At 45.4% G+C, this 10,068-nt stretch carries 9 protein-coding genes and 1 riboswitch; of the genes, 6 read left to right on the top strand and 3 right to left on the bottom strand.

Annotated elements, in window-relative coordinates:
- Positions 1–42 precede the first annotated feature (42 nt).
- A complete protein-coding gene (gene dinF / locus R7P74_RS22490) occupies positions 43–1,392 on the top strand; it encodes an MATE family efflux transporter DinF (protein ID WP_225474223.1) in 1,350 nt (449 codons plus the stop codon).
- Positions 1,393–1,449: 57 nt separating this feature from the next.
- Here the strand turns inward: dinF and sthA are convergent, their stop codons facing one another.
- Positions 1,450–2,880: a Si-specific NAD(P)(+) transhydrogenase gene (sthA, locus tag R7P74_RS22495; protein ID WP_005389689.1), complete on the bottom strand. Its 1,431-nt coding sequence runs from the start codon at positions 2,878–2,880 to the stop codon at positions 1,450–1,452.
- Positions 2,881–3,143: 263 nt separating this feature from the next.
- Here sthA and fabR point away from each other — a divergent pair, with 263 nt between their 5' ends.
- Positions 3,144–3,785: an HTH-type transcriptional repressor FabR gene (fabR, locus tag R7P74_RS22500; protein WP_005378632.1), complete on the top strand. Its 642-nt coding sequence runs from the start codon at positions 3,144–3,146 to the stop codon at positions 3,783–3,785.
- Positions 3,785–4,150: a YijD family membrane protein gene (locus tag R7P74_RS22505; protein WP_005378634.1), complete on the top strand. Its 366-nt coding sequence runs from the start codon at positions 3,785–3,787 to the stop codon at positions 4,148–4,150. The genes fabR and R7P74_RS22505 overlap by 1 nt, the downstream gene beginning before the upstream one ends.
- 64 nt (positions 4,151–4,214) lie before the next feature.
- On the opposite strand, the gene trmA is transcribed toward R7P74_RS22505, so the two are convergent.
- Positions 4,215–5,324 (bottom strand): tRNA (uridine(54)-C5)-methyltransferase TrmA, encoded by a 1,110-nt coding sequence (gene trmA, locus R7P74_RS22510; protein ID WP_053304467.1) that lies wholly within the window; start codon positions 5,322–5,324, stop codon positions 4,215–4,217.
- 186 nt (positions 5,325–5,510) lie between these two features.
- Positions 5,511–5,708: riboswitch (cobalamin riboswitch) on the top strand.
- A 56-nt stretch (positions 5,709–5,764) separates the two neighbouring features.
- Between trmA and btuB the strand changes: the two genes are divergently transcribed.
- Genes btuB through murI form a run of 3 tightly spaced genes read left to right on the top strand, consistent with a single transcriptional unit; the run spans position 5,765 to position 9,187 of the window.
- Positions 5,765–7,600, top strand: coding sequence for a TonB-dependent vitamin B12 receptor (gene btuB, locus R7P74_RS22515; protein ID WP_318123200.1), 1,836 nt, complete (start codon positions 5,765–5,767; stop codon positions 7,598–7,600).
- Positions 7,601–7,659: 59 nt separating this feature from the next.
- A complete protein-coding gene (locus R7P74_RS22520; protein WP_225474221.1) occupies positions 7,660–8,352 on the top strand; it encodes an adenine nucleotide alpha hydrolase in 693 nt (230 codons plus the stop codon).
- A gap of 31 nt (positions 8,353–8,383) precedes the next feature.
- Complete coding sequence (gene murI, locus R7P74_RS22525) at positions 8,384–9,187, top strand: glutamate racemase (protein ID WP_005389694.1); 804 nt, start codon at positions 8,384–8,386, stop codon at positions 9,185–9,187.
- Here the strand turns inward: murI and R7P74_RS22530 are convergent.
- Positions 9,150–9,605, bottom strand: coding sequence for an RNA-binding protein (locus R7P74_RS22530; RefSeq protein WP_017636066.1), 456 nt, complete (start codon positions 9,603–9,605; stop codon positions 9,150–9,152). The genes murI and R7P74_RS22530 overlap by 38 nt on opposite strands.
- Positions 9,606–10,068 lie beyond the last annotated feature (463 nt).

Raw genomic sequence — 10,068 nt, forward strand, 5'->3', positions numbered from 1 at the left:
AAGCGCTCAGGTACACTCGTCGATCTTACTGATGAGGTGCCTGTGACAAATTCAATCTTCTCTCCTTTATCTAACCCAAAAGTTCATCGCCAAGTTTTAGCTTTAGCGATACCTATGGTGCTGTCGAATATTACTGTTCCATTGCTCGGTTTGGTCGATGCTGCGGTGATTGGTCATCTAGACCACGCTTGGTATTTGGGTGGTGTTGCGTTGGGCAGTACCATGATCAGCGTGACGTTTTGGCTGCTTGGTTTTTTGCGTATGTCGACTACTGGGTTGGCGGCGCAGTCCTATGGCGGTGAAGACCGAAAGCAACTTGCCTTGGTGTTTATGCAAGGCTCACTTATGGCGCTGCTGTTTGCGTTAGTCTTCCTTATTGCCCATAACCCGATTGCTGATTTGATCTTTGGCTGGAGTGACGCCAGCGCAGAGGTAAAACACTACGGCATGCAATATTTCTCTATCCGTGTGTGGAGTGCCCCCGCAGCGCTAATGAACTTTGTGTTGTTGGGGTGGCTGCTCGGAACGCAAAATTCCAAAGCACCAATGTGGATGGTGATCATCACCAACGTGACTAATATTGCCCTCGATTTGTTGTTTGTGATTGGTTTGGGGTGGAAAGTAGAAGGCGCTGCGCTGGCATCAGTGATTGCTGACTACTCAGGCATGGGTTTTGGTCTCATGTGTGTCTGGAAAACCTGGCGAGAGAGACAATTACCATCACCTCAAAAGTTGCTAGCCAGCACTCAACACGGTTTAGGGCGCTTCGTGAAATTGAATCGCGATATTTTCTTGCGCTCTTTGTGTCTGCAAGCGGCTTTTAGCTTTATGACGTTCCAAGGTGCGAGCTTTGGTGATGAGGTTGTCGCTACAAATGCGGTTCTGATGAGCTTCCTGATGATTATCTCGTATGGCATGGATGGCTTTGCTTACGCAATGGAGGCCATGGTCGGGAAGGCGATTGGTGCCAAAGATAGGCAACAATTGAGTGAATCGCTTGTCGGCACTTTCTTTTGGAGTTTGGTTATTTGTTTAGGACTGACCGCGCTCTTTGGTTTGGCGGGATCCCAGTTGATCGCCATGATCACTTCAATTGAGGCGGTACAACAGCAAGCAGCGGTGTATCTACCTTGGCTGGTGGTGATGCCACTTGCGTCGATGTGGTGCTTTCTATTGGATGGCATTTTTGTCGGTGCAACCAAAGGCAAAGACATGCGCAATAGCATGTTTGTCGCGACTAGCAGTTTCTTTGTTGTCTTTTACTTGTTCGCCGAGTGGGAAAATCACGCGCTGTGGTTTGCAATGACGAGCTTTATGTTGATGCGGGGTATTGGTTTAGGGGTTATCTTTCTCTACCAATGGCACAAGGATACCTTCCTAGCACAATGTTGATATAAAAACAGCAGGTCCAAGCCTGCTGTTTTTCTGTCTGCTATCAAGAAGCATAGATTAGAACAAGCGGTTCAAACCATTCAACGCAGCGACACGATACGCTTCGGCCATTGTTGGATAGTTGAAGGTGGTATTGACGAAATACTCGATGGTATTCGCTGAGCCTTTTTGCTCCATAATGGCTTGACCGATGTGGATAATTTCCGCGGCACGTTCGCCAAAACAGTGAATCCCTAAAATTTCTTTGGTTTCACGATGGAACAATATCTTCAAGCTACCGATGTCTTTCCCTGCGATCTGTGCACGAGCTAGATGCTTGAACGAAGAGCGTCCTACTTCATACGGTACTTTCGCAGCTGTTAGCTCTTGCTCGGTTTTACCCACAGAGCTAATCTCTGGGATGGTGTAGATACCCGTTGGAATATCATCAATCAGATAGTTTTCTGCCTGACCTTTCGTAATGGCTTGTGCGACAAATCGCCCTTGGTCATAAGCGGCGCTTGCAAGGCTAGGGTAACCGATGACATCGCCTACAGCGTAAATGTGCTCAATATCGGTTTGGTAGTTACGGTTTACTTTTAGTTGTCCGCGAGAGTCCGCTTCTAGACCCACAGCACCCAAATTCAACTTATCGGTGTTACCTGTTCGACCATTCGCATACAACAAGCAGTCCGCCTTCATCTTCTTGCCAGATTGTAGGTGAATAATCACGCCATCTTCTGTGCCTTCGATTTTTTCATAGGTCTCATCATTACGAATTACCACACCGCTGTTCCAGAAGTGGTAAGACAGCGCATCTGACACTTCGTTATCCAAAAACTCCAACAAGCGGTCTCGGGTATTGATAAGGTCGGTTTTCACTCCAAGGCCGCGGAAGATAGAAGCGTATTCACAACCGATAACGCCCGCACCGTAAATGATGATATGGCGAGGGTCGTGTTTCAGGCTCAAAATGGAATCACTGTCGTAGATGCGCTCATGCAAGAAATCTACGTCGTTAGGCTGATACGGACGAGAACCCGTCGCGATGACAAACTTATCCGCAGAATAGATTTCTTCTGTACCGTCGCTTTGCATCACTGCAATTGAGTAGTTATCGATAAATCGCGCGGTTCCGAACAAAAGTGTGCATGAGTTACGGTCATAAAAGCCCTGACGAAGTCGAGTTTGCTTATCAATGACCGATTTAGCATGACCTAAAATGTCAGAAAATGTTGCATGAACGCTGGTGTTGTTTCGACAAAATAGCGGGTTGCTATTAAATTCGATGATGCGGCTAACGGCATGACGCAGTGCTTTTGATGGAATGGTACCCCAGTGAGTACAACCGCCACCGACACTGCTTTCTTTCTCGACAATGGCAACATTCAGTCCCGCTTTGGTTAATCCCATTGCAGCCCCTTCTCCGCCAGGGCCACTACCGATTACGATCACGTCATAGTGATTAACATGCGCCATGATGCCTTCCTTGTTATATTTGCTTAACATTGCTTTAGCGCGATTTTAACTCATTTACTCTATTGGTACACGTCATGCCTGTTAGAGAGTGGAAGTGATCACGCAGAATCGACCAAAAGGGTGATTTGGTATGTTGTATGTCTATAAATTGCATCGAGAACATTGCAATTAGATGCATGCCAATAGTAACGTTCTCGGCGCTCAGAGCGAGCGAAGCAACATATCTTTCTCCGTAGGAGCAAATTGCGTTATATTGAGGCTCTTGTACCCTACAGAAAAAGAGCAAGTTAAGAATGAAATCGATGGGAATCCGCGCACAGCAAAAAGAGAAGACACGTCGATCATTGATCGATGCGGCATTTAGTCAATTAAGTGCGGATCGCAGCTTTTCCAGCCTTAGCTTGCGAGAAGTCGCCCGAGAGGCAGGGATTGCACCGACTTCTTTTTACCGCCACTTCAAAGATATGGATGAGCTAGGCTTAACCATGGTCGATGAAGGCGGTTTGTTACTACGTCAACTGATGCGTCAGGCGCGTCAACGTATTGTGAAAGAAGGTAGCGTAATTCGTACCTCGGTCGAAACCTTTATGGAATTCATTGAAAGTAGTCCGAACGTTTTTCGTTTGTTGTTGCGTGAGCGCTCCGGCACTTCTGCTGAATTTCGTACCGCTGTTGCTCGAGAAATCCAGCATTTTGCGGCAGAATTAACCGAGTATTTAATGAGCACCGGCGTGACCAGAGAAGAGGCGTATACTCAAGCAGAAGCGTCTGTGACTTTGGTTTTCAGTTCGGGGGCTGAAGCTTTAGATTTAGATCGACGTGAGCGCGATGAACTCGCCGAGCGATTGATCATGCAATTGCGAATGATAGCCAAAGGGGCCTATTGGTATCGCAAAGAACGTGAACGTAACCGATTAAAAGGCGGGATAGAATAATGTCGAATGGAAATAAATCTGAAAAGAAAACGCTGATTTTGGCACTGGTTGCAGGTATGTGTGGTGATGCTTTGTTGTCATGGTTGACCATGAGTGAAGTGTCTTTTTCAATCTTCCCATTGATTGCACTCGTACTGGCTGTACAAGCTCTTTACCAAGAGTACCTAAATAATCCGGTATCAGAAGATATCCCATTAGTTGGCTTGGCGTGTTTCTTCGTAGGTGCGTTTGGTCACTCTGCGTTTATTAAAGCGCAATACCCAGAAGCAGGCTCAAACTTCTTTGCGATCATGGTTTCAATGATTTTACTCGCATGGATTGGTAAGAAGTTAGGTTTTGTCAGCAAGAAGACTTCTGCGGAATAAGCAAAACGAATCAAATTAAAAAGCGAGCCATTGAGCTCGCTTTTTTTGTATTTGACGCCGTGGGTTACACTTTGCGTTCCAAAAGCACACCCGCTTCCATGTGGTGGGTATAAGGGAATTGGTCAAACAGAGCAAAACGCGTCACGTTGTGTGTTTCGCATAGAATGTCCAAGTTCTCTTTTAGAGTCTCAGGGTTACAAGAGATGTACATGATGCGCTCGTAACCTTGCACCATCTTACAAGTATCGACATCCATCCCAGCACGTGGTGGGTCGACAAAAATCGTATTGCAGTTGTAGCTCTTCAGATCTACACCTGCATCTTGTAGACGACGGAATTCACGCTTACCTTCGATCGCTTGAGTAAATTCCTCGGCTGATAGACGTAAGATTTGTACGTTATCAATCTTATTAGCGGCGATGTTGTACTGTGCAGATACAACCGATGGCTTCGCTAGCTCAGTTGCCAGTACGCGGTCGAAATTCTGTGCCAACGCCAGCGAGAAGTTACCGTTACCACAGTAAAGCTCTAGTAGGTCGCCAGTGCTTTCTTGGGTACAGTCGACCGCCCATTCCAGCATCTTCTCTGCGACTTTGCCGTTCGGCTGAGTGAAGCTGTTCTCTACTTGTTGGTAGATGTAGCTTTGACCATTTACATCGAGCTTCTCGATAACGTAGTCTCGGTCTAGGACAATCTTCATCTTACGAGCGCGACCAATGATGTTTAGGTTAAAGCCTTCATCATTCAAACGCTGTTTAAGGGCTTTCGCGTTTTCAATCCACTCTTCATCAAGTTGGCGATGGTAAAGGAGTGAAACCAGAATCTCACCACTTAGCGTCGATAGGAAATCCACTTGGAACAGTTTACGACGTAGTGAGTCGTTGTCTTTCATCGCTTCAACCAATAGCGGCATCAGGTCGTTGATCAGACGGCTTGCTGCAGGGAATTGGTCAACACGGTACTTCTCACGAGTTTCTTGGTTGAACATGATGTAGTAAAGATCTTCGCCTTCATGCCAAACACGGAACTCAGCACGCATGCGGTAGTGCTGCTCTGGTGATTCAAACACTTCCAGTTCTGGCATGTTGTATGGCGCGAACATATCCGTGAGACGTTCGACTTTTTCAGCCAGTTGTTCTTGGTAGCGTTGTGGGTTTACATCAAGAGTAGCCATGATCTTACCTTTTATGGTGCATTCAATTTAAGAGCGCAGATTTTATTCAATCTCAATAGGATGTCCAGTTTTGTACTGGAATTGATTTAAAGATAGTGCGTACAGGCAGAGTAGAAAGCAAAATCAATCAAAACGTTACAACTTCTAAGGGCAATATTGGCTGGACAAATAATCAATAGCTGAATAATATTTGCCTCAAGTTGGTGCTATCTAGCAATCTAGATGGCTGAAATGGGAATCTGGTGTGAATCCAGAACTGACGCGCAGCGGTAAAAGAGAACGAACGCTCATCAGACACTGCATTAGTTTATGTGGGAAGTCGAGCAAGTAGGCGGTACACCCGTGCTCTTGAGTCCGAATACCTGCCAACAACTGAGCCACAGCACTGGACTGTCATGATGACAGGGCTCGGAAGGAATTACGCGATTTAGGACAATACAATGAGAAAATCCGCACTGGCGATCACTTTGGCATCGCTGCTTTCACCTGTCTCTTATCTACAGGCCCAAGAAACCTCCACTGACGAAACCATCGTTGTTACTGCAAACCGTTTTGAGCAAGCCGAAAGCCGTACGTTGGCAGATGTCGAAGTAGTTACTCGACAAGACATCGATCGCATTCAAGCGAAAACCCTACCAGATGTATTGCGTCGCCTTACCGGAATTCAAGTTTCACAAAATGGTGGTCGTGGTCAGTTAGCGTCTTTATTTGTTCGTGGAACCAGTTCCGACCAAGTTTTAGTACTGGTTGATGGCGTACGTTTTGCACGAGCAGCGAAGGGCGCTGTGGACTTTAACCAAATCCCACTTACTTACGTTCAACGTATTGAGTACGTGCGTGGTGCGCGTGCGTCACTTTACGGCTCAGAAGCGATTGGTGGCGTGATCAATATCATCACCATTGCGCGTGCTGACGAAGAAGGAACGAAGTTAAGTGCGGGTTTAGGCAGCTTAGATTACCAGGAATTGAGTGTGGCATCTGGTATTAAAGTCACAGAGAGCGGCCAGCTAAATATCGCGCTTGGTAGTGAAAGTGATGATGGTTATAACGTTCGTCCTGTACCGGGAGTTAATGACGGCGATCGCCATGGCTTTGATACAAAGAATGGTCTGCTAGGTTACGTGCACAACTTCAATGACCAGTGGTCTGCATTTGGTAACCTACGTGCTTACGAAAATGTTTATCAATATGACAGCAGCTACGGCAGTCGCGGTTACTACGAAGCAGAAAAAGAAGATCTTTCTGTCACTCTGGGCGGTAAGTATCAGTCTGATAATGTGATGTCAGAACTACAAGTAACGGCACAGAAACAGAAGTCTTGGAACTATGAGCAAGCAAAAGGCAAACACTCAGGTACTGAAGATGAACTTGAGCAGCAAAATGTCCAGTGGACCAACAGTTACTTGCTAAACAACAATACGACGTTGGCTGGTGGTATTGATTGGCGCAACGAATCTTATAAAGACAAGAGTGCGAATAAAACGTTTGATCGTACCAATGGCGCTCTGTTTGGTATGGCAACCACCAGTATTGATAAAGCAATGCTTGAGGGCAGTGCTCGCCTTGATGATAACGAAGAATACGGTAGTGAGTTCACTTACAGCTTAGCGGCTGGTTACCAGTTTGTGCCAGAGTTTGGGGTTAAAGCTTCTTTTGGTACTGCGTTTAAGGCTCCAAACCTATATCAACAGTATGACCCAACATACGGTGAGAAAGATCTGAAGCCGGAAGAGTCAGATGCTTGGGAGCTAGCATTCAGCGGTGATGTCCAAGGCGTTTTTTGGTCCGTCACGGGTTATGACTATAAAATCACGAATCTTATCGATTACCATCCAACCACATACAAATATTTGAATGTCGATGGTGAAACACATATCCAAGGTGTGGAGCTTGTTGCTGAGTTTGATACAGGGATTGTGCAGCACCAGTTGAGTGCAGATTACAAAGATGCTGAAGACGATAAAGGGCATCAGTTGCAGCGCCGCGCTAAAGAAATGTATAAGTGGAATGCTTTAGTGAGCTTCGATAAAGTGGATTGGTCGGTTAGCTATCAGTACGTCGGTAAGCGTCCAGATGTGGATTACAGCACTTGGCCTTCACAAGATATTACGCTTTCTTCTTACTCGTTGGTTGATACGGCAGTGACTTACTATCCGAATGAGTCGACCTCTATTAGCGCTCGTATCGATAATCTACTTGATGAAGAGTATGAGATGGCAAAAGGTTACCCTGCTGCAGAGCGAGCGTACTATCTCAACGTTGGCTACGAATTCTAATCGTGAATGAACACAAACCGCCTTCGGGCGGTTTTTAATATTTTGTGGTGGAAAATCGAATGAAGAAACCCAAGCGAGTGGTGATCAGTTGGTCCAGCGGTAAAGATTCGACATTAACGCTTGAGCGCCTTAACGAGAATCCAAATTATCAAGTTGTCGGTTTGTACACGACTTACGTAGGGAAAGAAGTCCCTTTTCAAGCAACTCCGCTTGAGGTTGTACAAATGCAAGCAGACTTACTTGCGCTTCCGCTCATTACTATCGAACTGCCTGAAGTCTTTCCGAGTAACGACATTTATCAATCAACCATCGTTAATGCATTACAAAGTAGTGGTCTGAACATAGAAGCTGTCGCATTTGGTGATATGTTTTGTAATGGCATTGCCGATTACCGACGCAGCTATATTGAACCTGTTGGCTGGGAATGCGTCTTTCCTCTATTAGGGGAGAGCAGCGAAAAACTAGCGATGGAAATCATAGAGCGTGGTATTCAAACGATGTTAATCACCATCGACGGAAGAGTTCTCCCTCCAGAATGGTGTGGTCGCTGGTATGACAAAGCCCTAATAGAGTCATTACCAAGTCAAATTGATCCCTGTGGGGAAAATGGTGAATTTCACACATTGGTTACGTCTTCGTCATCTTTTCAAGGACATATCGAGTTGACGAAGCGAGATGTAGAATCTGGAGATAGATTCAGCCATCAAAGATACCATGCTAAAGCATTGCCAAAACAAATCTACGCAGTATGATCGCAACGTTTCTGTTCTTTAGGTAAGGCTCGTGCGAGTAGCAAGTAAGAAAAAAGTCCTAGTTTTTGACTCCGGTGTTGGTGGTCTTTCTGTATTCCAAGAGATACATCGCCTATTGCCCCAGCTAGACTACTTATACTTATTCGATAATCAGGCTTACCCTTATGGTGAACTCGATCAGGCTGTACTCATTTCACGAGTTAACCAACTGGTCTCTTCATTAGTCGAAGAACACCAAGTCGACATTGTCGTCATTGCTTGCAACACGGCGAGCACCATAGTGCTTCCTTCCTTACGCGAAAACTTATCGATTCCCGTTGTTGGTGTTGTCCCTGCGATTAAACCCGCATCGCTTTTAGCATCAAAAGGGGTAGGGCTGATCGCCACTCCGGCGACAGTAACACGCCAATATACTCACGAGTTAATACGGGACTTTGCGCAAGGCAAACCAGTTGAGCTGGTGGGATCAACTCGCTTGGTAGATATGGCCGAAGAGAAGTTGCGAGGCAACAGCGTTTCTCTCGACGAACTGACAAATATCCTGCTTCCCCTTCGCGATAAAGTCGATGTTGCGGTGCTCGGTTGTACTCACTTCCCTTTAATCAAAGAGGAGATTCATCAAGCTTTGGGTGGGGACGTTACTTTAATTGATTCAGGCGCAGCGATTGCACGTCGAGTAAAAGCATTGCTATTAAGTGATGAAATTGAGGATACAGAAGAGGGAAGTAAGTCGATTTATGCCAGTGCAACTCCTTGGCAGGAAGATGCACTGAACATTTGTTTAAAGAAGCTAGGTTTTAATCCTGTTCAGGTTTACCACCATCCGGATGTTTAGGATCGTTCGCAATTCTCACTTTTAGCGTTCTCTCCATATATTCCTTTTCATTAAGTTTAGCGATAGCTGGCTTGGCATCTGCCGCAGCCATCACTACAAAACCAAACCCTCTTCTTTTTCCAGTACGCTTATCTTTCATTAAGCGTACCGCATAGACCTGTCCATATTCAGCAAACAAATCGCGAACATGACTCTCATTGGCCTTATAAGGTAGGTTGCCGACATACAGCGTTTTAGTTGAAGGATCAGGATCCGAAGATTGAAGAACAGGTGTTTTGCTAGAAAATGAAAAAAGAAAAGCAGTAGCGATAACACCAATGAGGAAGCTCAAGGCTGGTGGGATGATGAATTGAGAGAAAATGATTCCCCCAACGATGGCCAGCCCAACACATAAAATCAGATTTTTTTTAGACGTCATTTTAATTACTACACATAGTGATAAAGAGATCGATTGTCCATTAACAGAATAGACACATGAATCTTACGTATATGGTTGGTGTTTTTCCAACCAATTGCTGTGATATGTCTCAAATGTGACGAAGAAATATGCAAATATCGCACTTTTGGCTAATTTGTGACCGGTTGGTTTTTTATTTGCAAAAAACGCTTGTACTAATTTCTCAACCCCCTATACTGCGCATCCACCGACACGGAGTGAGACGAAAGTCACACAGCGAGTCGGGAAGAGAGAAAAAAGAATTTGAAAAAATGCTTGACTCTCTCACGGTGTGAAGTAAGATATGCACCCCTAACGACGAGCAACTAAGTTGCTGAAAATGTTAGAAAAGCTCTTTAAAAATAAGAACCTATCAATCTGTGTGGGCACTCGTTGATGATAATCCAATTAGAAGCTTCGGCTTCAAATTAGGTTTCAATGAAAC

Source organism: Vibrio sp. 2033 (genome assembly GCF_033339735.1).

Excerpts from the sequence above, each read along its gene's own strand:
- fabR (WP_005378632.1), top strand. The coding sequence starts at position 3,144 with ATGAAATCGATGGGAATCCGCGCACAGCAAAAAGAGAAGACACGTCGA.
- R7P74_RS22530 (WP_017636066.1), bottom strand. The coding sequence starts at position 9,605 with ATGACGTCTAAAAAAAATCTGATTTTATGTGTTGGGCTGGCCATCGTT.
- R7P74_RS22520 (WP_225474221.1), top strand. The coding sequence starts at position 7,660 with ATGAAGAAACCCAAGCGAGTGGTGATCAGTTGGTCCAGCGGTAAAGAT.
- trmA (WP_053304467.1), bottom strand. The coding sequence starts at position 5,324 with ATGGCTACTCTTGATGTAAACCCACAACGCTACCAAGAACAACTGGCT.
- btuB (WP_318123200.1), top strand. The coding sequence starts at position 5,765 with ATGAGAAAATCCGCACTGGCGATCACTTTGGCATCGCTGCTTTCACCT.
- R7P74_RS22505 (WP_005378634.1), top strand. The coding sequence starts at position 3,785 with ATGTCGAATGGAAATAAATCTGAAAAGAAAACGCTGATTTTGGCACTG.
- sthA (WP_005389689.1), bottom strand. The coding sequence starts at position 2,880 with ATGTTAAGCAAATATAACAAGGAAGGCATCATGGCGCATGTTAATCAC.